This window comes from Tessaracoccus oleiagri (assembly GCF_900103275.1).
In the GTDB taxonomy this organism is placed as follows: Bacteria; Actinomycetota; Actinomycetes; order Propionibacteriales; family Propionibacteriaceae; genus Arachnia; species Arachnia oleiagri.
Map to the genome: position 1 here is coordinate 251,803 of NZ_FNGP01000004.1, position 26,096 is coordinate 277,898.

The 26,096-nt window shown below is 70.6% G+C and carries 18 protein-coding genes and 1 tRNA gene; 13 read left to right on the top strand and 6 right to left on the bottom strand.

What is annotated here, in order from left to right; all coding sequences use genetic code 11:
- Window positions 1-37 precede the first annotated feature (37 nt).
- The 8 genes from BLR46_RS11790 (at window position 38) to aceE (ending at window position 9,426) form a co-directional block, all read left to right on the top strand.
- A complete protein-coding gene (locus tag BLR46_RS11790) occupies window positions 38-1,180 on the top strand; it encodes a PucR family transcriptional regulator (RefSeq protein ID WP_093252444.1) in 1,143 nt (380 codons plus the stop codon).
- A 167-nt stretch (window positions 1,181-1,347) separates the two neighbouring features.
- Window positions 1,348-2,064, top strand: a complete 717-nt coding sequence (locus BLR46_RS11795; protein WP_093252446.1) for a CoA transferase subunit A — start codon at window positions 1,348-1,350, stop codon at window positions 2,062-2,064.
- Window positions 2,065-2,066: 2 nt separating this feature from the next.
- Window positions 2,067-2,726: a CoA transferase subunit B gene (locus tag BLR46_RS11800; protein WP_093252449.1), complete on the top strand. Its 660-nt coding sequence runs from the start codon at window positions 2,067-2,069 to the stop codon at window positions 2,724-2,726.
- Entirely contained in the window at window positions 2,723-4,135 is a 1,413-nt protein-coding gene (locus BLR46_RS11805) for a GntP family permease (RefSeq protein WP_093252451.1), read from the top strand. The genes BLR46_RS11800 and BLR46_RS11805 overlap by 4 nt, the downstream gene beginning before the upstream one ends.
- Window positions 4,136-4,149: 14 nt before the next feature.
- A complete protein-coding gene (locus BLR46_RS11810; RefSeq protein WP_093252454.1) occupies window positions 4,150-4,911 on the top strand; it encodes an SDR family NAD(P)-dependent oxidoreductase in 762 nt (253 codons plus the stop codon).
- Between the two features lie 14 nt (window positions 4,912-4,925).
- Entirely contained in the window at window positions 4,926-6,113 is a 1,188-nt protein-coding gene (locus BLR46_RS11815; protein ID WP_093252703.1) for a thiolase family protein, read from the top strand.
- 109 nt (window positions 6,114-6,222) lie between these two features.
- A complete protein-coding gene (gene yidD, locus BLR46_RS11820; RefSeq protein ID WP_218118449.1) occupies window positions 6,223-6,534 on the top strand; it encodes a membrane protein insertion efficiency factor YidD in 312 nt (103 codons plus the stop codon).
- A 132-nt stretch (window positions 6,535-6,666) separates the two neighbouring features.
- Complete coding sequence (gene aceE, locus BLR46_RS11825; RefSeq protein ID WP_342689736.1) at window positions 6,667-9,426, top strand: pyruvate dehydrogenase (acetyl-transferring), homodimeric type; 2,760 nt, start codon at window positions 6,667-6,669, stop codon at window positions 9,424-9,426.
- A gap of 67 nt (window positions 9,427-9,493) precedes the next feature.
- Here aceE and BLR46_RS11830 read toward each other — a convergent pair whose 3' ends face one another.
- Window positions 9,494-11,791, bottom strand: coding sequence for a putative Ig domain-containing protein (locus tag BLR46_RS11830; protein ID WP_093252459.1), 2,298 nt, complete (start codon window positions 11,789-11,791; stop codon window positions 9,494-9,496).
- 228 nt (window positions 11,792-12,019) lie between these two features.
- On the opposite strand from BLR46_RS11830, the gene BLR46_RS11835 reads away from it, so the two are divergent.
- Both BLR46_RS11835 and BLR46_RS11840 read left to right on the top strand, forming a co-directional pair.
- Window positions 12,020-12,424 (top strand): DUF3052 domain-containing protein, encoded by a 405-nt coding sequence (locus BLR46_RS11835; protein WP_093252461.1) that lies wholly within the window; start codon window positions 12,020-12,022, stop codon window positions 12,422-12,424.
- Window positions 12,421-14,643, top strand: coding sequence for a 6-phosphofructokinase (locus BLR46_RS11840; RefSeq protein WP_425441397.1), 2,223 nt, complete (start codon window positions 12,421-12,423; stop codon window positions 14,641-14,643). The genes BLR46_RS11835 and BLR46_RS11840 overlap by 4 nt, the downstream gene beginning before the upstream one ends.
- A 1-nt stretch (window position 14,644) precedes the next feature.
- Here BLR46_RS11840 and BLR46_RS11845 read toward each other — a convergent pair whose 3' ends face one another.
- Entirely contained in the window at window positions 14,645-15,433 is a 789-nt protein-coding gene (locus tag BLR46_RS11845) for a hypothetical protein (protein WP_093252464.1), read from the bottom strand.
- A 118-nt stretch (window positions 15,434-15,551) separates the two neighbouring features.
- On the opposite strand from BLR46_RS11845, the gene BLR46_RS11850 reads away from it, so the two are divergent.
- Window positions 15,552-15,625 (top strand) — tRNA-Val (locus BLR46_RS11850).
- 49 nt (window positions 15,626-15,674) lie between these two features.
- Window positions 15,675-16,955 (top strand): glycosyltransferase, encoded by a 1,281-nt coding sequence (locus tag BLR46_RS11855; RefSeq protein WP_143008289.1) that lies wholly within the window; start codon window positions 15,675-15,677, stop codon window positions 16,953-16,955.
- Here BLR46_RS11855 and BLR46_RS11860 read toward each other — a convergent pair.
- Window positions 16,945-18,414: a glutamate synthase subunit beta gene (locus BLR46_RS11860; RefSeq protein WP_093252469.1), complete on the bottom strand. Its 1,470-nt coding sequence runs from the start codon at window positions 18,412-18,414 to the stop codon at window positions 16,945-16,947. The two genes, BLR46_RS11855 and BLR46_RS11860, sit on opposite strands and share 11 nt — an antisense overlap.
- Window positions 18,407-22,963 (bottom strand): glutamate synthase large subunit, encoded by a 4,557-nt coding sequence (gene gltB, locus BLR46_RS11865; RefSeq protein ID WP_093252711.1) that lies wholly within the window; start codon window positions 22,961-22,963, stop codon window positions 18,407-18,409. The genes BLR46_RS11860 and gltB overlap by 8 nt, the downstream gene beginning before the upstream one ends.
- A gap of 180 nt (window positions 22,964-23,143) precedes the next feature.
- Between gltB and BLR46_RS11870 the strand changes: the two genes are divergently transcribed.
- Window positions 23,144-24,154, top strand: coding sequence for a DUF2332 domain-containing protein (locus BLR46_RS11870; protein WP_093252471.1), 1,011 nt, complete (start codon window positions 23,144-23,146; stop codon window positions 24,152-24,154).
- Here the strand turns inward: BLR46_RS11870 and BLR46_RS11875 are convergent, their stop codons facing one another.
- Window positions 24,155-24,880, bottom strand: a complete 726-nt coding sequence (locus BLR46_RS11875; protein ID WP_176761762.1) for an enoyl-CoA hydratase/isomerase family protein — start codon at window positions 24,878-24,880, stop codon at window positions 24,155-24,157. It abuts the gene before it with no gap.
- Window positions 24,881-24,905: 25 nt separating this feature from the next.
- Window positions 24,906-26,096 (bottom strand): CaiB/BaiF CoA transferase family protein, encoded by a 1,191-nt coding sequence (locus BLR46_RS11880; protein ID WP_093252477.1) that lies wholly within the window; start codon window positions 26,094-26,096, stop codon window positions 24,906-24,908.

The following is a 26,096-nucleotide window of genomic DNA, read 5'->3' on the forward strand; positions in this document are numbered from 1 at the left end:
GTCCGACGCGGAGCGGACCACTCGACGAGGAGGAGACGTGGAGGCAATCCCGGCAACGCCCGCCTTCGGCCGGCTTCTGGACGGCCTGCGCGATTCGTTGGAGGAACTCGCGGAGCAGACCTGCGCCCACATCTACCGGGACGTCGAGAGCTACGAGCGCATCACTAGGGAGGCGCTCCGTTCGGCGGTGGCGCGCAACCTCCGGACCGCGCTCAACGCCCTCCAGCACGAACTGGTCCCGAGGCCGGAGACGCTCGACGACGCCGCCCAGACCGCCTACGAGCGCTACCAGGAGGGCGTCCCGGTCGAGGACATCGTGCGCGGCTTCCGGATCTCGATCTCCCTCATCAACGAGCGGTTCGTCGACCTGGCGGTCTCCCTCGGGCTGCCGGCCCAGCTCACGGTCCGCGGCTCCCGCGTCATGTGGGGGGTCGGTGACGCGTTCACCACCCGCATCATCACCGAGTACCACGCCCTCGAGGTGGACGCCGCGCTCCGCAACGCCCAACGCAGGATCGAACTCGTGCACCGGCTGCTGGCGGGCGACGTGCCTGCGGAGGCGGTGAAGCTGGGCATCGATCCGGGGCGGCAGTACGCCGCGCTGCGCGCCGAGCTCCCCGCGGGGGCGCACGCGGAGTCGGTCCGCCAGCGGCTGGAGGCCCGGGGCTCCCGCGGCACGCATCGCGCGCTGGTCGTCGCGGAGGCCGGTCAGTGCCTCGGCATAGTCGTCACCCGCCCGGAGATCGAGGGCGTACCCGTGGGCCTCGGGCCGTTCGTGAGCCCCGACGAGTTGCCCCGCTCGGACCGGACCGCGCGGCAGGCGCTGAAGCTGGCCCAGCGGCTCGGGCGCGACGGCGTGCAGTCGGTGGAGGACCTCGGGTGGCGGCTGGCGGCGGTGTCCCGGCCCGACGTCTGGCAGGCGTACTACGAACAGTTCCTCGCGCCCGTGCTCGAGCAGGGCGCGTTCGGTGAGGAGATTCTCGCCACCGTCCGCGCGTGGCTCGCCAACGGGCACAGCGTCCAGCGCACGGCGGAGGCGCTCACCGTCCACGTGAACACGGTCCGCTACCGCCTCCGGAGGTACGAGGACCTCACCCTCGCGGCGCTCGACGACGCCGACGACGTGGTGGCCATCACCTGGGCCCTCGAGCTGGGCGACCCGTCCTCCTACGCGTTGTAGGAACGTCCAACGAGGCGGGGCCCAATGGTGTCGTTTCGTCCGTAGACCCCGGGTTGTCCGGTCAATAGCCTTCTGCGTGAGGCAACCAGTTGGAGGACCGAACGACGTCGTCGGGTGGCTCCGGATGGTTGCCCATCTCCCCCCCAACAACAACAGAAGGGCCAGAGATGGCGAAGGTCAGAGATGACATTGCGCCCGTGCTCGCCGAGATCCTCCGCGATGGGATGACCATCGCCGTCGGCGGTTTCGGATTGTGCGGCATTCCCACCGACCTGATCAAGGTCGTGCGCGAGGTGGGGGTCAAGGACCTCACGATCGTGTCCAACAACCTGGGCATCGACGGCAAGGGCCTGGGCCTGCTGCTGGAGAACAACCAGATCAGCAAGGTGCTCGCGAGCTACGTCGGCGAGAACAAGCTGTTCATGCAGCAGTACATCGACGGGCAACTGGACGTCGAGTTCGTGCCGCAGGGCACGCTCGCCGAGCGCCTCCGGGCCGGCGGCTCCGGCATCCCCGGCTTCTACACGAAGACGGGCGTTGGGACGATCGTCGCCGACGGCAAGCCGACAGCCGAATTCGACGGCGAGACGTACGTCCTCGAGCGGGGCATCGTCGCCGACGTCGCCCTCGTGCACGCCCACACCGCCGACTTCGACGGCAACCTCGTCTACCGTCGCACGGCCCGCAACTTCAACCCGCTGGCTGCCATGGCAGGGAAGGTCACCTTCGCCGAGGCCGAGCAACTGGTCGGGCACGGCGGCATCGATCCCGACGCGATCCACACCCCGGGCGTCTACGTGCACCACGTCGTGCGCGCCGTCAGCCCCACCGACATCGAGCAGCGCACCGTCCGTCCCCGCGCGGCCGTGCTTCAGGAGGTCTGACCATGAGCTGGACACGTGAAGAGATGGCCGCGATCGCGGCGTCCGAACTCACCGACGGCGACTACGTGAACCTCGGCATCGGCATGCCGACGCTGGTGGCCAACCACCTGCCCGACGGCGTCCGCGTCATCCTGCAGAGCGAGAACGGCATCCTCGGCACCGGCCCGTTCCCGTACGAGGGCGACGAGGACCCGGACCTCATTAACGCCGGCAAGCAGACCGTGACGCTGCTCCCCGGCGCCGCGATCTTCGACTCCGCCACCTCCTTCGGCATGATCCGGGGCGGCAAGATGGCCGCCGCCATCCTCGGCGCCATGCAGGTGTCGGGCACCGGCGACCTCGCCAACTGGCAGATCCCCGGCAAGCTCGTCAAGGGCATGGGCGGCGCCATGGACCTGGTCGCCGGCACGCGTCGCGTCATCGTCATGACCGAGCACGTGGCCAAGGACGGCACCCCGAAGATCGTCCGCGAGTGCTCGCTGCCGCTCACCGGAGTGGGCGTCGTCGACCGCATCATCACCGACATCGCCGTCTTCGACGTGACCGGGGACGGACTGGTCCTGCGCCGCCTCGCCCCCGGCGTCTCCGAGGACGAGGTGCGCGAGAAGACCGAGGCGTCCTTCGACATCGAGCTCGTCGGCGCGGAGGCGGCCGCGGTATGACGCTCTATTCGCTGGTCGTCGTCATCGCCGCGCTCGGCTTCCTCATGTTCATGGCCTACAAGGGCCACAGCGTCATCCTCTTCGCGCCGATCGCGGCGATGGGCGCGGTCCTGCTGACCGCACCCGACCTGGTGGCGCCGATCTTCTCCGGGCTGTTCATGGACCGGATGGTCGGGTTCATCAAGAGCTACTTCCCCGTGTTCCTACTCGGGGCGCTGTTCGGGAAGCTCATGGAGATCTCGGGGTATGCGAGATCCATCGTCACCGCGGTCATCAAGGTCGTCGGCGCGCGCAACGCGATGCTGACCATCGTGCTGGTCGGCGCGGTGCTCACCTACGGCGGCGTCTCGCTGTTCGTCGTGGTGTTCGCCGTCTACCCGTTCGCCGCCGAGATGTTCCGCCAGGGCGACATCCCCAAGCGCCTCATCCCCGGCACCATCGCGCTCGGCGCCTTCACGTTCACCATGGACGCCATCCCTGGCACGCCGCAGATCCAGAACATCATCCCCACCACGTTCTTCGGCACCACCGCCTACGCCGCACCCATCCTGGGCACGGTGGGCGGCATCCTGGTGTTCATCGTCGGGATGCTCTACCTCGAACGGCAGCGACGCAAGGCCGCGGCCAAGGGAGAGGGCTACGGGGAGGGCCACATCAACGAGCCCGTCGCGCACCTTCGCGAGGGGGACAAGCTTCCCCACCCGCTGCTCGCGCTCACCCCGCTCCTCATCGTCGGCGTGGTCAACCTGGTGCTGACGAACCTGATCCCGCGCCTGTTCGGCGAGGAGACGACGTTCCAGTCCACCGTGGTCGGCGAGCCGAAGCCGGTGACCGTCGCGACCGCGGCGAACGTGGCGATCTGGTCCGTCCTCGGTGCCTTGCTCCTGGCGATCCTGTTCGTGGTCGTCGCGGCCTTCGGGACGATCCGCCGGCACTTCACGGAGGACGTCAAGCCGGCCATCGCCGGTTCGCTCCTGGCCACGCTCAACACCGCGTCCGAGTACGGCTTCGGCGCCGTGATCGCCTCGCTCGCCGGCTTCAAGATCGTCGCCGAGGGGCTCACCGCGATCCCGGACCCACTGGTGCGGGAGGCCGTCACGGTCACCTCGCTCGCCGGCATCACCGGTTCCGCCTCGGGAGGCATGAGCATCGCCCTCGGTGCGATGGCGGACACCTTCGTCGACGCGGCCAACGCGGTGGGCATCCCGATGGACGTCCTGCACCGGGTCGCATCCATGGCCTCCGGCGGCATGGACACCCTCCCGCACAACGGCGCGGTGATCACGCTGCTGGCCGTCACCGGCCTCACCCACAAGTCCTCCTACAAGGACATCTTTGCCATGACCATCATCAAGACACTCGCCGTTTTCGTCATCATCGGCCTCTACTACGCCACCGGCCTCGTCTGAAAGGGACCAACACCATGAGCATCTACGAGAACTACCACGACGGGCGCCGGGCGCTCGTGACCGGGGCGGCCTCGGGCATCGGCCGCGCCACCGCCATCAAGCTCGCCGAGGCGGGCGCCCACGTCGTCGCCGTGGACATGAACGCCGAGGGCCTGGCCGCACTCGAGGCGGAGGTGCAGGGCATCGAGCCCATCACCTGCGACCTCTCCGACTACGACGCCATCGGCGAACTGCCCAAGGACATCGACATCCTCGTCAACGTCGCCGGCATCCAGACCGTCGCCCCGATCCAGGACTTCCCGGTCGAGCGGTTCGAGCTGATCATGCGCGTCATGCTGCACGCCCCCTGGTACCTGATCCGGCAGACCGTGCCGCACATGTACTCGAAGAACTGGGGACGCATCGTCAACCTCTCCTCGGCCCACGGCCTGCGCGCCTCGGAGTTCAAGTCGGCGTACGTCACCGCCAAGCACGGGCTCGAGGGCCTCTCCAAGGTCGTCGCGCTCGAGGGCGCCCCGTACGGCGTCACCAGCACCACGGTGAACCCCGCCTACGTGCGCACCCCGCTCGTCGAGAAGCAGATCGCCGACCAGGCCAAGGTGCACAACATGCCCGAGGACGAGGTGGTCGCCAAGATCATGCTGGCCCGCGCCCACGTCAAGCGGCTCATCGAGCCCGAAGAAGTGGCCGAGCTCGCACTGTTCCTCACCGGTCCAGCCTCGGCGTCGATGAGCGGGTGCTCGTACCCGATCGACGGCGCCTGGACCTCGTACTGAGCGGGCGGCACACGATGAAGCGAAGCGAAGACCCGGTCGTCGTACTCGGCTACGCACGCACCCCGGTGGGGGCGTTCGGCAAGTCGCTGGCCGGAGTGCCCGCCCACGTGCTTGGCGCGACGGCGGCCAAGGCCGCGCTGGAGCGGTCCGGCCTGACGGCCGACGACCCGCAGGAGTGGATCATCGGCTGCGTCGGCGCCACCGGCCATGACGCCTACATCTCGCGTCGGGTGTCGATCGAGGCGGGCGCCCCGGTCGAGTCCACCGCCATGACCGTCAATCGGTTGTGCGGATCGGCCATGCAGGCCGTCGGCCTGGCGGCGATGGAGCTCATGGTCGGCGAGGCGGACATCGTCGTCGCCGGCGGCACGGAGAACATGTCGGCGCAGCCCTTCATGGACTTCTCGGCCCGCAACGGCGCCACGCTCGGCAACCGGGAACTGCTCGACGGCACCTACTCCATGGTGACCGACCCGTTCAGCCGCCAGCCGATGGGCATCACTGCCGAGAACGTCGCCGAGCGTTACGGTGCCACCCGCGAGGAACAGGACGAGTTCGCGCTCGAGTCCCAGCGGCGGGCGCAGGAGGCCCTGGCCTCCGGGGCGGTGGCGGGGGAGATCACCCCCGTCACCATCAGCTCGCGCCGCGGCGACACCGTCGTGGACACCGACGAGCACCCGCGCGCGGGCCTCACCATCGAGAAGCTCGCGGCGATGCGCCCGGTGTTCAAGTCAGACGGCACCGTCACCGCGGGCAACGCCTCGGGGATCAACGACGGCGCGTGCGTCCTCGTCCTGACCCGCGCCTCCGTGGCCGCCGAGCGTGGTCTGAAGCCGCTGGCGGAGCTGGTGGACTTCACCAAGGTCGGGATTGCCCCGGAGATCATGGGCTACGCCCCGAAGCCCGCGATCGAGAAGATCCTCGACCGCAACGGCCTGGCGGCGTCCGACATCGGCTGGATCGAGCTGAACGAGGCGTTCGCGGCCCAGGCGGTGCCGATCGTCCGCGACCTCGGCCTCGATGCCGAGAAGGTGAACCCCCTCGGCGGCGCCATCGCCTGGGGGCATCCGATCGGGGCGACCGGCGCGATCATCACGGCCCGGACGATCGAGAACATACGTCGCCACGGGCACGAGTGGGGGTTGGCGTCGATGTGCATCGGCGGCGGCCAGGCGGTGGCCAGCCTCTGGCGAGCGGTCTGACCTGCACCCTCCAAAGGGCCGGTGGCCACACCATTTCGGGTGCGGCCGCCGGCCCCTTTCGGCATGTTGCCGTCCGATCCGCTGGACCGGGCCGGATCTATGGTGAGGCATGGAAATCCTCCACAGCCTCGCCATGGTTCCCAGACTGGCCGTCGACCTCGGCATCCGCGCCTACCAGCGCCATCTGTCGCCGCACAAGGGGTTCACCTGCGCGCACCTCGTCGCCCATGGTGGACGCTCCTGCTCCGCCGCCGTGCGAGCGATCGTCGCGGAGCGGGGGGTCGTGCGCGGCATCCCCGACGTACTCGCCAGGTTCCTTGCCTGTGGCCGGGCCGCCGCGTCGCTCGGTCCGGGAGGGACGCGCGTACGGGGAGTCTGCTGCTGCGGGGGTATTCCCATCCCGTTCCGGCTCCGGGCCTGAGCCCTCCCCGGATCGTGCACCGCATATCAGCGGAGTGTGCGGACCCCTGCCGGGAGGGGGATAGTCTAGGGGGCGACCAAGTTTGCCTGCATCGCGCAGTTTGGCGCACCGGCGCCAGAGAGAGGACAAGACGTGACCCAGAACGAGGCTGGACCAATCCTCAACGGTCTACCCACGAACCTCCCGGACACGGACGTTGAGGAAACGCTGGAATGGCTTGAGTCGCTCGACGGCGTCATCGACGAGGGCGGCCGACACCGGGCCCGCTACGTGATGCTGAAGCTGCTGGAACGCGCCCGCGAGCGCCAGATCGGCGTCCCGTCGCTGACCGGTACGGACTACGTCAACACCATCCCGGTGGGCCAGGAGCCCTCCTTCCCCGGCGACGAGGACCTCGAGCGCGGCATCCGCCGCCTGCTGCGCTGGAACGCGGCCATCATGGTGCACCGCGCGCAGCGCCCCGGCATCGGCGTCGGCGGCCACATCGCCTCCTACGCGTCCTCCGCCACGCTCTACGAAGTGGGCATGAACCACTTCTTCCGCGGCAAGGACCACCCCGGCGGCGGCGACCAGGTCTACTTCCAGGGCCACGCCAGCCCCGGCATGTACGCGCGCGCCTACCTCGCCGGACGCCTCACCGAGGACGACCTCGACGGCTTCCGCCAGGAGCACTCGCACTACGTCGACGGGAAGCTGCGCGCCCTGCCCAGCTATCCGCACCCGCGCCAGATGCCGAAGTTCTGGGAGTTCCCGACCGTGTCGATGGGCCTCGGGCCCATCAACGCCATCTACCAGGCCCAGTTCAACCGCTACCTGCACAACCGGGGCATCAAGGACACCTCCCAGCAGCACGTCTGGGCCTTCCTCGGTGACGGCGAGATGGACGAGGTCGAGTCGCGCGGCGCGCTGCAGCTCGCGGCGAACGAGGAACTCGACAACCTCACCTTCGTCATCAACTGCAACCTCCAGCGGCTCGACGGCCCGGTCCGCGGCAACGGCAAGATCATGCAGGAGCTCGAGGCGTTCTTCCGCGGCGCGGGCTGGAACGTCATCAAGGTCGTCTGGGGCCGGGGCTGGGACCCGCTGCTGGCCAACGACACCGAGGGTGCGCTGCTCAACCTGATGAACTCCGTCAGCGACGGCGACTACCAGACCTTCAAGGCCAACGACGGCGCCTACGTGCGCAAGCACTTCTTCGAGCGCGACCCCCGCACGGCCGCGATGGTGAAGGACTGGAGCGACGAGGACATCTGGCGCCTCAGCCGCGGCGGCCACGACTACCACAAGGTGTACTCGGCGTACAAGGCCGCGACCGAGTTCACGGGCGCCCCCACCGTCGTGCTGGCGCACACGATCAAGGGCTACTTCCTCGGCAAGCACTTCGCCGGCCGCAACGCCACGCACCAGATGAAGAAGCTCGCCCTCGACGACCTCAAGTCGCTGCGCGACCGCGTCCAGGTGCCCATCAGCGACGAGCAGCTCGAGTCCGACCCGTACCGTCCGCCGTACGTGCACCCCGGTAAGGACGATCCCCGCATCAAGTACCTGCACGAGCGTCGCCGCGAGCTGGGCGGCTACCTGCCCGAGCGCCGCGCCGACCGCAAGTTCATCTCGTTGCCGGGCGACAAGGCCTACGAATCGTCCCGCAAGGGCTCGGGCAAGCAGGAGGTCGCCACGACGATGGCGTTCGTCCGCCTGCTGAAGGACCTGATGCGCGACAAGCAGTTCGCCCCGCGCGTCGTCCCGATCATCCCCGACGAGGCGCGCACCTTCGGCATGGACGCGTTCTTCCCCACCATCAAGATCTACAACCCGCACGGCCAGAACTACACCCCGGTGGACCACGAGCTGTTCCTCAGCTACCGGGAGGCCAAGGACGGGCAGATCATCCACACCGGCATCAACGAGGCGGGGTCCGTCGCGGCCTTCACGGCGGCCGGCACGTCGTACGCCACGCACGGCGAGCCGATGGTCCCGATCTACGTCTTCTACTCGATGTTCGGCTTCCAGCGCACGGGCGACGGCATGTGGGCGGCGGCGGACCAGCTGGCCCGCGGTTTCTACATCGGCGCCACCGCCGGACGCACCACGCTCGCAGGTGAGGGCACCCAGCACATGGACGGCCACTCGCCGGTCATCGCGTCGACCAACCCGGCGATCGTCGCCTACGACCCCGCCTACGGCTACGAGATCGCGCACATCGTGCGCCGCGGCCTGGAGCGGATGTACGGCGAGCAGCCGGAGGACGTCTCCTACTACCTCACGGTCTACAACGAGCCCATCGTGCAGCCGAAGGAGCCGGAGGACCTCGATGTGGAAGGCGTCCTGCGCGGCATGTACCTGCTGCGGAAGGGCGACTTCGAGGGCGTCGGTGAGGACGCGCGCCGCGCACAGATCCTCGTCTCCGGCGTGGCGGTCCCGTGGGGACTCGAGGCCCAGGAGCTCCTGAAGAAGGACTTCGGGGTGGTCGCCGACGTGTGGTCCGTCACCTCGTGGACCGAACTCCGCAGGGAGGGCTTGGAGCTCGAGCGGAAGTCGTTCGACGAGCCCTTCGCCGACCACGGCAAGTCGTGGGTGGAGCAGAAGCTGGAGGGGGCTCCCGGGCCCGTCGTCGCCAGCTCCGACTACACCACGACGCTGCCCGACATGATCCGGCAGTGGGTGCCCGCCGACTACTCGGTGCTCGGCGCCGACGAGTTCGGCTTCTCCGACACCCGTGCGGCGGCCCGTCGCTACTTCAAGATCGACGGCCCGTCGATCGCGGTCCGGGTGCTGCAGCGTCTCGCCGCGGCGGGTGAGGTCCCGGAGGAGTGGGCCACCCGGGCAGCCGAGCAGTACAAGATCCAGGACGTCACTGCCGGGACCTCCGGCAATGCCGGCGGCGACGCCTGACCCACCGCAACACGACGCGGGGCCGAGGAGTGATCCTCGGCCCCGCGTCGTTTGCTCGTACCGACGGTCAACGTCGCGCGGGCGGGCCCTCCACGACGAGCCGGAAGCTCTGTTCCGTGGCGTTGCCGCGCGAGTCCTCCACAGTCACGGTGACGCGGGAGGTCCCGACCCAGTCGTGGGCCCCCGAGATGAGCCCGGTGTCCGGGTCGATGGTGAGCCCCTCGGGCAGTCCGGCGGCCGTGTAGGTCAGGGTGCGGAGGTCGGTCGCCTCCACCTGGATCCGCACCTGCTCGCCGGACTTCACCAGGGTGAGGTCGATCGGCTCGACGACGGGTGCCGTGGTGTCCGGGAAGGGGTTCTCCTCGGGCGTGGCCCGGTAGAGGTGTCCGTCGCGGCCGAAGTAGAGGCGGCCGTCGGCGTCGAGGACCGCGTGCTCGCCGTCGGTGATCTTCTTGGTCTCGAGGCTCTCGGGGTCGGCGACGAACACCTCGCCGAGCGCGGTGGCGCCGTAGAGGAGGCCGTCGGGCCCGAACTCGAGGGTGCCCATGCCCCAGATGCCGCCGGCGGCGCCGACGGTGACCTGGCCCAGGACCTCCTTGGTCTCGAGGTCGAACTTGAAGACGATGCCCTGCGACGTCAGGCCCCAGAGGAAGCCCTCGTCGTCCATCGTGAGCTCGACGTAGTCGCGGGCCCCCTCGATGGGCGCCCCGTCCCAGACCAGCTCGCGGGTGTCCAGGTCCATGATGAACAGCCGTGCCCCCGGGTGCGGGGACTCGCCGCCGAGCACCTCGATGCTGGTACCTCCGACGAGCAGCTTGTCGCGGTGCGTCAGCGAGGCGTTGCTGAGGCCCTGGATGGGCGCCCCGAGGTCGGTCCGCACATCGGTGGCGGTGTCGTAGTGGACCAGGATCCCGGTGTTGATGTCACGACCACCGATGGTGCCCGCGACCATGGACGTCTCGTCGACCACCTCGAGGGCGTAGATCCGCTCCTGTTGCTGGCTCGCGACCCCGAAGATGTCGTCGGGGTTGCGTCCCCAGACGTACGGCTGGCTGGGGTCGAGCTCGTACACCGAGCCCTGCGGGTACGTGCTGAAGTAGACCTTGTCGTCGACCTCGGCCCAGGCGTCGACCCGGTTGGTGGGCCCTCCCTGGAAGTTCGCGAACGTCCCCGTGGCGATGTCGTAGGCGTCGACGGTCACCGCGCCGGAGCTGCCGCCGATCCAGATCCTGCCGTCGATGTGGCTGAGCGAGCGGATCGTGACACCGAACGCGGGGGACTCCGCCTGCTCCTTGGTACCTTGGCCAGTCGCGGGGTTCCACTTCCAGAGGATGCCGCGGGAGTCCATGCCGACGACGGTCTCCCCGGGCCAGGCCGGATCCTTGAGATCGATCAACGAGATGCCGGCGGCACCGTCGGCCGAGGTCAGGCCCTGCTTCCAACCGGTGTGCGAGACCTCGCGCGTGTTGGTGTCGTAGCGCGTGAGGCCCTTGGAGAGCTGCACGAAGTAGGTGTTGCCGTCGGCATCGGGGCCGGCCATGCCGCCCTGGGCGTTGCGGTCGATGTTCTGGATCCATTCCCCGGCGGCGACGTCGTAGACGTGCCAGTCGAGCGAGGGGCTGGTGTAGGAGAACAGGAGACCGTTCGCGTAGTGCAGGTGGTAGTGGCGGGCCTCGGTGGTGGCCCACTCCGGCGACGGGATCGTGGTCTTCTCGCCCGTCGCCACGTTGATCGCCACCATGTGCATGCGGCTGCCCTCGGTGCCGACGAAGAGCGTGTCGAGTTCGGGGACGTAGGCCATGCTCCTGGCGTACTGCTCGCCCTCCACGGCCACGCCCATCCTCGTGAAGGTGCCGGTGTTGGTGTCGAAGCTGAAGACCTCGCCCGACGGGTACCCGCCACCGTAGATGAGCCCGTCCTCCCCGGTCTCGAGGTACGTGATCACGGTGTCGCCGGGGATCGGCTGCCCGAGGTCCTCGACGACGTCCGCGCCGGGCGAGTAGCGGATGAGGTTCCCGGTGGGACTCCAGGAGGCGATGTATACCTTGCCGTCGGGCCCGAGGAGGATGTTGTGCGACTGGGAGATGCCGTCCACGGCGATCTGCCGCAATTGCTGGCCGGTGGCAATGTCGATCACCGAGAACTGCAAGGTCTGCTCGGCCTGGCTGGAGACCATGTAGAGGACGGGGCGGCCGTCGACCCAGTGGCCGGCGGTGGACTGGGTGTTGCGGGTGGTGGTGATCGGCGCGCCGAGGTCCTCGATGACGGGCGAGGTGGGCGTTTCGGCCGAGACCGGCGCCACGAGGGCGGTGCTCGCCAGCGCTGCGCCCAAGGCGCCGATGGCGAGACTTCGAATCCAATGCATCGGTGATGGACCTTTCTGGGGGAGTGGTCCGCGGCTGTGCGGGGGGAGAAAAGCTTCTCTATGTTGAACCCTAAAGCGGGTTCACATGGCGGTCAAGGGCTTGGGCGGAAAAGGCGGGTTCGTCAAGTCGTTGCCGAGGGTGACCGGAACCCGGGGGAGGTGGTGCACGAAACTTCCGCATCTGGCAGGCTTGGCCACGTGGTTAACACGAACAGCAAGGAGCGATCAATGGAGAGCCAGAGCGGCGCGGAGCTGCTCGGCCTCAACGCCGACATGGTGGTGCAGGAGCTTGGTTGGGACGAGGACGTCGACCAGGCTCTGAGGGACGACATCATGGACATCATCGACGCCGACATGGTCGAGGAGGCCGTCGAGGCGGTCGACGTCGTGATCCTGTGGTGGCGCGACGAGGACGGTGACGTGGTCGACGGGCTCGTCGACGCGCTTCCGGACCTCGCCGACGACGGGTACATCTGGCTGCTGACCCCGAAGGTCGGCCGCCCCGGATACATCGACGCGGCATCGGTCGCCGAGGGAGTGACCATCGCAGGTCTGACGCTCACCTCGACGGCGAACGTCGCGCGCGACTGGCAGGCCACGAGGGTGGTCCGCCCGAAGGGCAACCGAAAGTGACGGCCACCTGCGCGACCCGCATCGGTGTGATGACCTCCGGCGGGGACGCGCAGGGCATGAACGCCGCGGTCCGGGCGATCGCCCGGGCCGGCCTCCGCGAGGGCGTGGAGGTGTTCGCCATCCGGGAGGGGTGGCAGGGCGCCTTCGAGGGCGGGGAGCACATCTCGAGGCTGGGCTGGAGCGACGTCTCCGGCATCCTCAACCGTGGCGGGACCGTGATCGGCACCGCCCGGTCCGCCGCCATGCACACCCGCGACGGGCAGCGCCAGGTGGTGCGGAACCTGGCCTCGGCCGGCATCGACCGCCTCATCGTGCTGGGCGGCGACGGCTCCCTGACGGGCGCGCGGGAACTGAAGCTCCACTGGGGCGACCTCCTGGAGGAACTCGTGGCCTCCGGGGGGATCAGCCGTGAACTCGCCGACGAGCACCGCCACCTCTCGCTGGTCGGGCTCGTGGGCTCCATCGACAACGACATGATCGGCACCGACATGACGATCGGCACCGACTCCGCGTTGCACCGCATCACGGAGGCGATCGACGCGATCTCGTCGACGGCAGAGTCGCACCGGCGCACGTTCATCGTCGAGGTAATGGGCCGCAACTGCGGCTACCTGGCACTGATGACCACCGTCGCCGGCGGTGCGGACTACACCTTCCTGCCCGAGTCGCCGCCGCGCGAGGGGTGGGAGGACCGGATGGTCGACACGCTCGAGCGCGGCCGCGCCGCCGGGCGCCGCGACTCGATCATCGTCGTCGCAGAGGGCGCGGCGGACCGCGAGGGCCGGCCCATCTCGGCCCAGCGCATCCACGACGTGATCCTCGAGCGCACGGGGGAGGAGCCCCGGATCACGATCCTCGGCCACGTGCAGCGCGGCGGCAAGCCGTCCGCCTACGACCGGTGGATGGCCACCGCCTGTGGGGTGGAGGCCGTCCGCGCCGTGATCGATGCCGACGAGCAGACGGAGCCCGTGCTGGTCGGCGTCTCGCACGACGAGGTGGTCCGCAGGCCGCTCATGCCGTCGGTGATCGCCACCCGGGAGATCGCCAGGCACGTCGCCGACGGCGACTACCAGACGGCGGTCGCGAGCAGGGGCCCCGGCTTCGAGCAGATGATCTCCATCTACCGCACGCTCATCGAGGCGCGGCCCACCGTCGCCGAGGACAACGGCAGGCGCATCGCCGTGATGCACGCCGGCGCACTTGCGCCGGGCATGAACCAGATCGACCGCGTCGCCGTGCGGGTGGGCCTCGACCGCGGCTACACGATGCTGGCCGTCCAGGGCGGGGTTCCGGGCCTCGTGTCGGGCAACTTCCGCGAGCTGCAGTGGAGCGACGTCGAGGGCATGGCCAACACCGGGGGTGCCACCTTCGGGACCCGACGCTACGTGCCCACCGAGGCGGACCTGTACCTGATGGCCCGGCAGCTCGAGGAGCACCGCATCGACGCCATCCTGATCTCCGGCGGATTCCACGCGTACGCGACGGTCGACATGCTGGAGCGGGAACGCCGACGCTATCCGGCGTTCAACATCCCCATCGCGCTCATCCCCGCGTCCATCGACAACAACCTCCCGTGCTGGAGCATGGCCGTCGGCTCGGACACGGCACTGAACACCGTCGTCGACTCGATCGACATGGTCCGCATGTCGGCCTCGGCCAGCAAGCGCGCGTTCGTCGTCGAGACCATGGGCCGCACCTGCGGGTTCCTGCCCCTGCTGGGCGGCATCGCGGGCGGCGCGGAGAAGGTGTACCTGCCGGAGACGGGCGTCTCGCTGCCCCAGTTGGCCGACGACATCGCCGCCCTGGTGGACGCGTTCGACACTGGTCGCTCCTTCTACCTGGCGGTGATGGGCGAGGAGACGAGCGAGCACTACACCTCGGACGTGATCGCGAAGATGTTCGAGGCGGAGGGCCACGGGCGTTTCACGGTCCGGCAGGCGATCATCGGCCACATCCAGCAGGGCGACGTGCCCAGCCCGTTCGACCGCATCAACGCCACGCGCCTGGCCTACCACGGCATCGCCTACCTCGACGAACAGCTTGCCGCGGGCCGCAGCGAGTACGCCGCGGCCGAGTCCGGCGTCGACGGGCTGTTCTCGCCCGCCCGGCACGTGATGGAGGAGATGGACTGGGACAACCAGCGACCACGGAACCAGTGGTGGCTGAAGCTGCGGGCGGTGGCCGACGAACTCAGCCGTCGCCCCGGCCAGGGGGAGTAGCTCAGCAGAGCGGGAACGGGTGGCCGAACGCGGCCGCGGCTTCGCAGCCCATCGCCGAGACCTCGCGCACCGCGGGGGCGTCGGCAGGCAGTCCGCGAGGACCCATGACCCGCAGGACGAGGGTGTGCGCGTCGGCCTCGCGCTGCACCATCGTGAACATGACGCTCGTCTCCGGTTGGCCCTCGCGCGCTCCCACGAACCCGCAGGTCACCGCGACCGCGCCCTCCTCCATGGACACGTAGCGTGGCACGACCTCGAAGTCCACCGCGTACTCGTCGCCCTGGTCGTCGATCAGCGCCCTGCACGCGCCGGTGAGGTCGGTGCCCACCGTGGTCAGGGTCGCCACCTGCAGCCGGACGTCGGTCGCGTCGTCGATGACACGGATCAGGCGACGGTCGCCCTCGGTCAGCTCGTCGGCGTAGAGGCGCCAGTGGGAGGGGACGGTGACGGCGGTGTCGCCCACGACCTCCCGCACGCCCGGCGGCGACGGGGCGGGCGAGGCGGGGCCGTCGGCCGCCGTTGGGGTGGGGAGGGACGTCGGCACGTCGCCGGCCGGCGGATGGACCCCGAAGTACCGGTAGAGCCCAGCGATGCCGGCCAGGATGAGGACCGCGAACAGGGCGACCACGAGCCAGGGGTTCGGTGGGCGGGCGGTGACGGTGCGGCGGGGTCGCGCGGCCCTGCGTGGCGCGCCGGCGGCGCGCCGGGGGGCCAACGGGTCGGATTCGTTGAATGCGGCGACGTCGTTGGAGGGGTGCGCCCGGCGCGGACCCAACGGTTCCTCCGACATCCACACCTCTTCCGATTCCTCGCCCTTGCGACGCGTTCAAGGCTACTGCGTCCCGACGAGGGGCTTTCGGACGCCGGGATTGGCGCGTCCGATTCGGCGGCGATATTGTGGGCGGGCCGGGCGCATAGCTCAGTTGGTTAGAGCACCTGCCTTACAAGCAGGGTGTCGGCGGTTCGAGTCCGTCTGTGCCCACCGACGGCGGTCCGCACCGCGGAACGCCTGGTGAACTATCGTGGGCGGCGTGACTGACGCCGGGCCGCGGACGAGGACCTTCCTCGTGGCGAGCACCCCGATCACCGCCCACACCCTCAACGCCTCGAAGTTCGTCGCCGGCCTCGCCGCGGCCGGTCATCGCGTGCTGTGGTACGCCGCCGAGTCGTACCGGACGGAGGCGGATCGCTGCGGGGCCCGGTTCCTCGCCCAGTCGGCCCTGCCGCCGGGGACCGGGGTCGCCGAACGGCCGGCCGGGGAACTGCGCCGGATCCGGTCGATCTACCGTGAACTCGTCGTAGGGCCGGCCGCGGCCCAGCTGGAAGAACTGGGACGGCTCCTCGCCGACGTCCCGATCGACGCGGTCCTCTCCGACACCCTGATGCCGTCGGCCGCCGTCCTGGCCGCACGTCGGGGCGTGCCCTGGGCCACGTTCGGCGACGGCCCACTGCTCTGGCGCGACGAGGACACCCCTCCGTTCGGCTCAGGACTCGCCCCGCTGCCTGGGCCGCTGGGTCGGCACCGCAACCGCAACGTCCAGCGGCTCGTCGACCATGTGCTCCTCGGTCCCGTCTTCCGGGACCTCCAGCCGCTGCGGGCCGCCGCCGGCCTGCCCGCACTCGGGAACTGGCAGGAGGCGGTGATGTCCGACGCGCTGCACCTGCAGGGCTGCGTGCCGGGCTTCGAGTACCCGCGCCGCGGCTTGCCGGACCACATCCGGTTCGTCGGCGCCTTGGGGCCGGCCCTGGCGGTCGGCGATCCGGTGCCGGAACGCCTGCGACGTGCGGCGCGGTCGCGCAGGCTCGCCTTCGTCACGCAGGGCACCATGCGCGCCGACCTGCGGGAGCTCGTGCTCTCGATGTGCCGGGCGCTCGTCGAGGAGGACTTCGACGTGCTCGTCGGCGGGGTGGCGGACGGCCCCTGGAACCGGTGGCCGGGACGCGTCAGCGCCCTCCGCTGGGTGGATTACGGTGCCGCACTGGGCGAGGCGGACCTGTTCGTCACCAACGGGGGCTACACCGGCGTCACCATGGCCGTGGCCGCCGGCGTCCCGGTCGTGCAGGCGGGCAGCTCCGAGGAGAAGGCCGACATCGGCGCGAGGGTCGCGTGGGCGGGCGTCGGCGCCCGGCTGCGCTCGGCCCGCCGCCCCGGGTGGTGGCTGAGGGCCGTCGTCCGGCGCGTGATGGACTCACCCGGACGACGGGCGGCCTCCAGGCGGCTGGCGGCCGAGTTCGCCGACCATGACGCGGCCCGTCTCGGCGCGGAACTCCTGGTGTCCCTCGCCGTGAGGGGCCGCGCGATCAGAGCGTGAGCGGCGCGGTCCCCGGCGTTACCGGGCTCGGCAGCTGGGTCGAGCCCGCGAGCCAGCGGTCGACGGCAGCGGCGCAGGAACGGCCCTCCGCGATGGCCCATACGATGAGCGACTGCCCGCGCCCCGCGTCCCCCGCGACGAAGACTCCGGGGACCGACGTCTCCCAGTCCTGCGTCCGGACGATGTTGCCGCGACCGTCCACGTCGAGCCCCTTCACCAGGCCGTCGGTCTCCGGCCGCGCGAACCCCATCGCGATCAGCACGAGGCTCGCCGGAAGGATCTCCTCCGTGCCGGGCTCGGGCAGGCGGCGGCCGTCCTCCGTGTAGCGCGTTCTCGCGACGCTGATGCCCGCCACGCGCCCGGTGCCGTCGGAGAGGAACTCCGTCGTCGAGGCGAGGAACTGGCGCACGCCGCCCTCCTCAGCGGAGGCGCTCTCCTCGAGGATGACCGGCACGGTCGGCCACGGATGGTGCTCGTCGCGGCCGCTCGGCGGTTCCTTGCCGATCGCCAGCGTCCGCACCGAGCGCGCGCCCTGGCGCAGCGCGGTGCCCAGGCAGTCGGAGCCGGTGTCGCCGCCGCCGATGATGATGACGTCCTTGCCCTCGGCCGTGATCTGGCCGCGCACCTCGTCGCCCTCCACCGCGTGGTTCGCCTGCGTCAGGTACTCCATGGCGAAATGAATGCCCTTGAGCTCCCGTCCCGTGACACGGAGGTCGCGCGGCACGCCGGCCCCCACCGCGAGCACGACGGCGTCGAACCGGGCACGGAGTTCGTCGAGCGTCACGTCGCCCTCCTCGCCGACCTCCACGCCGGTGCGGAACTGGGTGCCCTCGGCCTCCATCTGCTCCAGGCGCCGCTCGACGTGGCGCTTCTCGAGCTTGAACTCCGGGATGCCGTAGCGCAGCAACCCGCCTATGCGGTCGGAGCGCTCGAAGACGACCACGGTGTGCCCGATTCGGGTGAGCTGCTGCGCGGCTGCGAGCCCGGCGGGGCCCGAGCCGACGACGGCGACCGTGCGCCCCGTCAGGCGCGCCGGCTCCTGGGGTGTGATCCAGCCCTCCTGGAAGGCGCGGTCCACGATGGACACCTCGATGTCCTTGATCGTCACCGGCGGCTGGTTGATCCCGAGCACGCAGGCCGGCTCGCAGGGCGCCGGGCACGCCCGCCCGGTGAACTCCGGGAAGTTGTTGGTGGCGTGCAGGCGCTCGGACGCGTCGCGCCAGTCGCCTCGGTAGACCAACTCGTTCCACTCCGGGATCAGGTTGCCGAGCGGACACCCCTTGTGGCAGAAGGGGATGCCGCAGTCCATGCACCGCGAGGCCTGGCGCTCCACGCGGCCGAGGTCGCCCTTCTCGCGGTCCTCGTACACCTCGCGCCAGTCCAGGAGCCGGATGGGGACCGGCCGGCGCGACGGGAGCTCGCGCTCCCGGTTCTTCAGGAAGCCACGCGGATCAGCCATGGGAGCCCTCCAGGATCTCGTTCCAAACCTCGTTGGAGTCGGGGTCGATGTCTCGGTCGAGTGCCGACTGGCGGATCGTCATGACCCGCTCGAACTCGGTCGGCACGATCTCGCTGAGCCGCAGGAACAGCATGTCGGGGTCGGCGAGCAGCTCCCGGGCCTGCGCGCTGCCCGTCGCCTCCGCGTAGTCGGCGAGGACCTCCAACACGAACGGCCGGTGCTCCTCGGTGATCGCCCGGATGAGCAGGGACCCGTCGGAGGCGGCGCTCGCGTTGAGCTTTTCGCGGTCCAGGTCCAGGACGAACGCGCTGCCGCCGCTCATGCCGGCGCACAGGTTGCGGCCCGTGGGCCCGAGGACGAACACCGCGCCACCCGTCATGTACTCGCAGCCGTGGTCACCGATGCCCTCGACCACCAGGGTCGCGCCGGAGTTGCGGACCCCGAAGCGTTCGCCGGCACGGCCGGCGAGGTAGAGGGTGCCCGACGTGGCGCCGTACGCGACGGTGTTGCCGGCGATCACCTGGTCCCTCGCCACGAAGCGCGACCCCTCGGGGGGCGTCACCACGACGCGGCCACCGGACAGGCCCTTGGCGACGTAGTCGTTGGCGTCGCCGTGGACGGTGATCGATGCCCCGCGCGGCAGGAAGGCGCCGAGCGACTGCCCGGCGCTGCCGGTGAGGTGCACGTCGATGGTGCCGTCGGGGAGCCCGTCGCCGCCGTGGCGCAGCGTGAGCCGGTGGCCGAGGAGCGTGCCCACCGTCCGGTCGACGTTGGTGATGCGCTCGTCGATCCGGACGGGGTTGCCGCGGTCGATGGCCTCGGCCGCGAGCCGCGCGAGCCGGTCGCCGAGCGTCCCCTCGAGGCCGTGCTCCTGCTTGGTGGAGCAGCGGCGGGTCTCGGCCGGGGAGCGCTCGTCGAAGGCCAGCAGCGGCGCGAGGTCGAGCCCCGCCTGCTCCGGGTGCAGCGACGGGTCCACGGGGACGAGGAGATCGGCCCGGCCGACGGCCTCGTCGATGGACCGAAGGCCGAGCGAAGCGAGGTGCTCGCGCACCTGCTGGGCGATGAACTCCATGAACGTCACCACGACCTCCGGGGTGCCGGTGAACCGGGCGCGCAGCTCCGGGTTCTGGGTGGCGACACCGACCGGGCACGTGTCGAGGTGGCACACCCGCATCATCACGCAGCCGGTCGCCACCAGCGGGGCGGTCGCGAACCCGAACTCCTCGGCGCCCAGCAGGGCGGCGACGACCACGTCGCGGCCGGTCTTCAGCTGCCCGTCCACCTGCACGGTCACGCGGTCGCGCAAGCCGTTGGCCATCAGGGTCTGCTGCACCTCCGCCAGGCCGAGCTCCCACGGGGTGCCGGCGTGCTTCAGGGAGTTCAGCGGGCTCGCGCCGGTGCCGCCGTCGTGACCGGAGACGAGCACGACGTCCGCCTTCGCCTTCACCACGCCGGCCGCGACCGTGCCCACGCCGTCCTCGGCGACCAGCTTCACGCTGATCCGCGCCGACGGGTTCGCGCACTTGAGGTCGTGGATGAGCTGCTTGATGTCCTCGATGGAGTAGATGTCGTGGTGCGGGGGAGGGGAGATGAGGCCGATCCCGGGCGTCGACTTCCGAGTGCGCGCGATCCAGGGGTAGACCTTCTGCGGCGGCAACTGGCCACCCTCACCCGGCTTCGCGCCCTGGGCGATCTTGATCTGCAGGTCGCGGGCGTGGACGAGGTACTCCGAGGTGACGCCGAAGCGGCCGGAGGCGATCTGCTTGATCGCGCTGGACCGCTCGGGGTCGTAGAGCCGCTCCGGCTCCTCGCCGCCCTCGCCCGAGTTGGACATGCCGCCGATGCGGTTCATGGCGATGGCCAGCGTCTCGTGCGCCTCCAGCGAGATGGAGCCGTAGCTCATCGCACCCGTCATGAAGCGCTTGACGATCGCGGAGACCGGCTCCACCTCGTCGATGTCGATGGGTTCGGCGGGCGCGAAGTCGAGCAGTCCACGCAGCGTCAGGAGCCCCCGCGACTGGTCGTCGACGAGGTCGCTGTAGCGGCGGAACTCCTCGTAGTTCTCGCGCTTGGTCGACTGCTGCAGCCAGAACACCGAGTCGGGGTTCAGCGAGTGCTTCGGACCCTCCCGGCGCCACTGGTACTCGCCGCCGATCTCGAGCCTGCGGTGGGCGGGGCGGAAACCGTCGCGCGGGTAGGCCAGCGCGTGGCGGGCGGCGACCCCGTCGGCGATGGACTCCAGGCCGATGCCGCCCAGGCGGGTGACGGTGCCCGTGAAGTACTGCTCCACCAGTTCCCTCGAGAGACCCACGGCCTCGAACGTCTGCGCGCCGCGGTAGGAGGCGACCGTCGAGATGCCCATCTTGCTCATGATCTTGAGGACGCCCTTGGCGAGCCCCTTGACCAGCTGCGCGACGGCGGTCTCGGCCGTCACGCCGTTGATGACGCTGCGGGCGGCGAGGTCCTCGACGGTCTCGATGGCGAGGTACGGGTTCACCGCGCTGGCACCGTAGCCGATGAGGACGGCCGCGTGGTGCACCTCCCGCACGTCGCCGGTCTCGGCCACCAGTGCGGCGCGGGTGCGGCGTCCCTCCCTCACGAGGTGGTGCGCGACGGCGCTCACCAGCAGCAGGGAGGGGATCGGGGCCAGGAACTGGTTGGAGTCGCGGTCCGAGAGGATCAGTACCGCGGCACCGTCGTCGACGGCCCGGACCGCCTCGTCGCACAGCTCGTCGAGCCGTGCGCGCAGCCCCGCGGCGCCGTCGGCCACGGGGTAGAGCCCGCGGAGCACGACCGACCGCAGGTCCCGCGTCGTCTCCGTCCGGCCGAGGGCGGCCACCTTCGCCATCTGGCCGTTGTCGATGATGGGCGAGTCCAGGAGGATCTGGCGGACCCTCGGCTCGCCCTCGTGGAGGACGTTCTCGGCGCGGCCCATGCGCACGCCCAGCGCCGTCACCATCTCCTCGCGGATGGCGTCGAGCGGCGGGTTGGTGACTTGGGCGAACATCTGCTTGAAGTAGTCGAACAGGAGACGGGGACGGTCGCTGAGCGCCGCGATCGGCGTGTCCGAGCCCATGGCCCCGATCGGCTCGGCGCCCTTGGCCGCCATCGGTGCCAGCAGGATGCGCAGCTCCTCCTCGGTGTAGCCGAAGGTCTGCTGCCGCCGGACCACCGAGGCCGACGTGTGCCGCACCGGCTCCCGGGCGGGCAGGTCGCGAAGGGGAAGCTGGTGGCGGTCGGCCCAGTCGCCCCACGGTTGCAGGGAGACGACGCGCGCCTTGGCCTCCGCGTCGGGCACGATCCTCCCGGCGCGCACGTCCACGCTGAACAGCGATCCCGGTTCGACGCGCCCCTTGGCGATGATCGTCGACGGGTCCAGCGGCAGCACCCCCGCCTCGGAGCCGATCACGACCAGCTGGTCGTCGGTCACCCAGTAGCGCGAGGGGCGCAGGCCGTTGCGGTCGAGCGTGGCGACGACCTGGGAGCCGTCGGTGGTGATGATCGCGGCCGGCCCGTCCCAGGCCTCCTGCAGCATGGCGTGGTAGCGGTAGAAGTCCCGCAGGCGGGGGTCCATGTCCTCGTCGCGCTCCCACGGCTGGGGGATCAGCATCATCAGCGCGTGGGGGAGCGAGCGGCCCGCCATGGTCAGCAGCTCGAGCACCTCGTCCAGCGTGGCGGAGTCGGAGGCGCCGGGGGTGCAGACCGGCAGCAGCCGTGCGAAGTCGTCCCCGAAGGCGTCGGTGACGAGGCTCGCCTCGCTGCCGCGCATGCGGTTGCGGTTGCCGCGGACGGTGTTGATCTCGCCGTTGTGCGCCAGCACACGGAACGGCTGCGCCAGCGGCCAGGCGGGGAAGGTGTTCGTCGAGAACCGGGAGTGCACAAGCGCGATCTCGCTCTCGAATTGCTCGTCGTTGAGGTCCGGGAAGAAGTCGCGCAGCTGGTGCGGCGTCAGCATGCCCTTGTAGGTGATCGTCCGCGACGAGAGCGACGGGAAGTAGGCGCCGGTCGCGTGCTCGACCCGGCGGCGCAGGGCGAAGGCGCGGCGCTCCAGCCCGACGGCGTCCGACGCGTCGCGCAGGGCGACCGCGAGTTGCGCGAACCACGGTTGGGTCGCGGCGGCCGAGGGGCCCACGAGCCCGTCCACGACCGGCACGTCGCGCCAGCCCAGGACGACCAGGCCCTCGTCGTCGGCGAGCGCCTGGATGGTCTCGACGGTGGCGGCGCGCTCGTCGGCGTCCTGCGGCAGGAATGCCAAGCCCGCCGCGTAGCTGCCGGCGGCGGGCAGGACGTCCCCGAAGCGGGCGCGCAGGAACCGGTCCGGGAGCTGGGTGGTGATGCCCGCCCCGTCGCCCGTGTCCTCCTCGGCGCCGACGGCGCCGCGGTGGTCGAGGTTGATGAGTGCCTCGAGCCCCAGCGCGACGATGTCGTGCCCCGCGTGGCCGCGCATCGTCGCGACGCAGGCGACGCCGCAGGCGTCCTTCTCGTTGTCCGGGCGATACAGGTCCTTCGCCTCGGGGACGGCGGAGAAACGGCTGGTCAAGGGCAGCATGGGCGACCTCCCGATCGAGGGCGGCGGGAAGTACCACCGCACGGGCTGCGATCGTACGTGCGGTCGCCCTGGGCGCCACCTGACTGGTCTCAGGATACAAACGATGGTTGTGACGCGCGTCCCGAGCAGGTATTGGCGCAGTCCGTCCTCGCGGGATCGGGGCGGGATAGCGTGTGCGGCATGAGAGAGGGCCACTACTTCGAGCGCACGCCGATCGACGAGCTCTACCGATGGTTCGCCGCGGAGACGGCTGCCACGTCGCCCACGTGGCAGCGCCTCTGCCTGTGGATCGCCGAGACGCCCGAGGTGTCGGCACGGCTCGCGGCCCTGCCCGGCCAGGCGCGGCAGCCGAACCGCCTGCTCGCCGCCGTGCGCTACCTCTCGGGACCCACCTCGCCGGGACCGGGGTTCCGCGACTGGCTGGACGAGCACTGGGACGCCGTGCGCGGCATCGTGACCAGCCGCACCACGCAGACGAACGAACCGGGCAGGCTGGCCGTGCTGGCCCCCGTCCTCGCGTCGCTTCCCCAGCCCGTGGCGCTGCTCGAACTGGGCACGTCGGCGGGCCTGTGCCTGCTGCCGGACCGCTACGCGTACCGGTACGACGCCGGCCCGGTCCGCCGGCCAGGTGCGGCGACGCCGACCGCGCCGGTCCTGGACGCCGGGACGGAGGGGGCCCTGCCCGGGGACCCGGCGGAGCTGGAGGTGGCCGCCCGCAGGGGCGTGGACGCCCACCCGCTGGACCCGCGCGGCGAGGACACGCGCCGCTGGCTGCGCAGCCTCGTCTGGCCCGACGAGGAGGACCGCGAGGAACGGCTCGCCGGCGCGTTGAGGATCGCCGCCCACGACCCGCCGCAGGTCCGCCGGGCCGACGTCACCGACACGCCGAGGGCGCTGGTCGGCGAGCTGGTCGCGGAACTCCGCCGGGCGGCCCCGGGCGCCACGCCCGTCGTGTTCCACTCGGCGATGATGGCCTACCTCGACCGCGGCCAACGGCGCGCGGTCATCGACGCGATCGTGGCGAGTGGCGCGCGCTGGCTGTCGTTCGAGGGGGCGCGGGTCGTCGAGGGCGTCGACGAGCGGTCGCCCGGCCTCGGCGAGCCGCCGGCCTGGGGGACGTTCCTCGTCGCGCTCGACGGGGAACCCGTCGGCTGGGCACAGGCCCACGGCCGTCGGGTCCGGTGGCGCTGATCAGCGGCCCTTGATGCCCTTGCTCTCCCTCAGCCGGCTGCGGTCCTGGGTGTTGGCGGTCCAGAGGCTCGCGCGCTGGGCGCCCTCGATCGTCGAGCGCTGGGTGTCGCGGTCGATGAGCGCCTTCAGCGCGGTCACCGCATCGGCGTGGTTCGCGGCGATGAGCGAGGCGATCTCGCGGGCCTTGCCGAGGGCGGTACCATCGGGCACCAGTTCGCTGACCAGGCCGGCCGCGAGCGCGCGGGGCGCCTCGTAGAAGCGGCCCGTGAGCAGCAGGTCGGCAACGACCTTGGTGGGGACGCGCGTGGTGAGGAACGTCGCCCCGCCGCCGGTGACCCCGATCCTCGCCTCCGGGTAGCCGAAGCGGGCGCTCTCGCCGGCCACCACGATGTCCGTGGACTGGCTGAGCACGAAACCGGCGCCGACGGCGTAGCCCTCGACCGCGGACACGATCGGTTTCGTCAGCGGAGTGCCGAAGTTCGGGTAGGCGGGGGAGTCGTTGGTGGGCGGATCGTTGAAGTCGGCCCCGGCGCTGAACGCCCTGTTGCCGGCGCCCGTGAGCACGGCGACGCGCCAGGCTCCGAGCTCGAACCGCTCATAGGCGAGCGCCAGGCCGTCGACGACGTCCTGCGTGATCGCGTTGAGCTTCGCGGGCCGGTTGATGGTGATCTCGAGGACGTCGCCCCGATCCTCGACGAGGACGGTTTCGTGTGCATGGTCGGTCATTGGGTCGTGCTCCTTCCGCCCGTGGTCAGGCGACGTGTCGTTGGTTGTGGTCCCACTCGCCGCGGGCGATCTCGGCGAGCACCTCCGCGGTGTGCTCCCCCAACCGCGGGGTCGGGGGAGACTGCTTCGGGCGCTGTTCGCCCGCCACGCGGTACGGCGCATTGAGCGCCAGGTACGTGGTCCCGTCGGGGCGCGTCGCCTCCGCGAGCTGCCCGCTGTCGTGGATGGCGTCGTCGTCGAGGATGTCGCGGTAGCTCCGGACCACCCCGTGCGCGATGCGTATGCTCTCGAACGCCTCGCCGGCCTCCCGCACGGTCCAGCCCTGACGATCGACGGCCGCCTGGATGAGGTCGTGCAGCTCCACCTGGTGCGCCAGCCGTGTGTCGTTGGTGGCGAAGCGGGGGTCGTCGAGCAGTTCCTCGATGCCGAGCAGCTGGCACAGGGCGGCGAAGTGCGGCGGCAGGTACGCCGACATGATGACGAAGCCGTCCACGACCGCGAGGATCTCGGCCGCCGGTGCGACGTCGGCCTCGAGGTTGCCGATGCGCTCGGGGCTCCGGCCGCTCTGGAGGAACTTCGACCACGCGGCCTGCTGGAGGTGGATGCCGCCCTCGAACAGGGACACCTCGATCTCCGACCCCTGCCCCGTCCGCAGCCGCTTGATGACGGCGGCGAGGATGCCCTGCAGGAGCGCGTCACCCGTCGCCGTGTCCACCGGCGCGTAGGGCAGCTTCAGGGGGCCGCTCTCAGATGTGCCGTTGACCCACACCATGCCGGACTCCGCCTGGCCGATGCCGTCGAAGCCCTTCTGGCCGGCCCGGGTGGTGTTCGACGGGAAGCCGCGCACCGAGCCGTAGATGACCAATGGGTTGAGCGCGCGGATGGAGGGCCCGTCGAGGCCGTGCCGCGCCATCGACTCCGCGGAGACGTTGTGCAGGACGATGTCGGCGCCGGCGGCGAGCTTGCGCGCGGCCTCCTCGTCGTCCGGGTCCCGAAGGTCGAGGACCACTGAGCGCTTCCCGCGGTTGAAGGCCAGGAAGTGGCTGGCGTTGGCGTTGCCCGGTCCCGGGCGAGTGGGGTCGCCCTTGGGCGGTTCGACCTTGATCACGTCGGCGCCGAGCTCGGCGAGGCGCTGCCCCGCGCTCGGCCCCGCAATGAAGTGCGTGAACTCCACGACGCGGAGCCCCTCCAGGGGGCGGATCTCGTGCACACCCAT

What these genes read in the sequence shown, in the direction of transcription:
- BLR46_RS11795 (WP_093252446.1), top strand. Translation starts at nt 1,348, where the DNA reads ATGGCGAAGGTCAGAGATGACATTGCGCCCGTGCTCGCCGAGATCCTC.
- BLR46_RS11800 (WP_093252449.1), top strand. Translation starts at nt 2,067, where the DNA reads ATGAGCTGGACACGTGAAGAGATGGCCGCGATCGCGGCGTCCGAACTC.
- BLR46_RS11805 (WP_093252451.1), top strand. Translation starts at nt 2,723, where the DNA reads ATGACGCTCTATTCGCTGGTCGTCGTCATCGCCGCGCTCGGCTTCCTC.
- BLR46_RS11810 (WP_093252454.1), top strand. Translation starts at nt 4,150, where the DNA reads ATGAGCATCTACGAGAACTACCACGACGGGCGCCGGGCGCTCGTGACC.
- BLR46_RS11815 (WP_093252703.1), top strand. Translation starts at nt 4,926, where the DNA reads ATGAAGCGAAGCGAAGACCCGGTCGTCGTACTCGGCTACGCACGCACC.
- yidD (WP_218118449.1), top strand. Translation starts at nt 6,223, where the DNA reads ATGGAAATCCTCCACAGCCTCGCCATGGTTCCCAGACTGGCCGTCGAC.
- BLR46_RS11830 (WP_093252459.1), bottom strand. Translation starts at nt 11,791, where the DNA reads ATGCATTGGATTCGAAGTCTCGCCATCGGCGCCTTGGGCGCAGCGCTG.
- BLR46_RS11835 (WP_093252461.1), top strand. Translation starts at nt 12,020, where the DNA reads ATGGAGAGCCAGAGCGGCGCGGAGCTGCTCGGCCTCAACGCCGACATG.
- BLR46_RS11845 (WP_093252464.1), bottom strand. Translation starts at nt 15,433, where the DNA reads ATGTCGGAGGAACCGTTGGGTCCGCGCCGGGCGCACCCCTCCAACGAC.
- BLR46_RS11860 (WP_093252469.1), bottom strand. Translation starts at nt 18,414, where the DNA reads ATGGCTGATCCGCGTGGCTTCCTGAAGAACCGGGAGCGCGAGCTCCCG.
- gltB (WP_093252711.1), bottom strand. Translation starts at nt 22,963, where the DNA reads ATGCTGCCCTTGACCAGCCGTTTCTCCGCCGTCCCCGAGGCGAAGGAC.
- BLR46_RS11870 (WP_093252471.1), top strand. Translation starts at nt 23,144, where the DNA reads ATGAGAGAGGGCCACTACTTCGAGCGCACGCCGATCGACGAGCTCTAC.
- BLR46_RS11875 (WP_176761762.1), bottom strand. Translation starts at nt 24,880, where the DNA reads ATGACCGACCATGCACACGAAACCGTCCTCGTCGAGGATCGGGGCGAC.
- BLR46_RS11880 (WP_093252477.1), bottom strand. Translation starts at nt 26,096, where the DNA reads ATGGGTGTGCACGAGATCCGCCCCCTGGAGGGGCTCCGCGTCGTGGAG.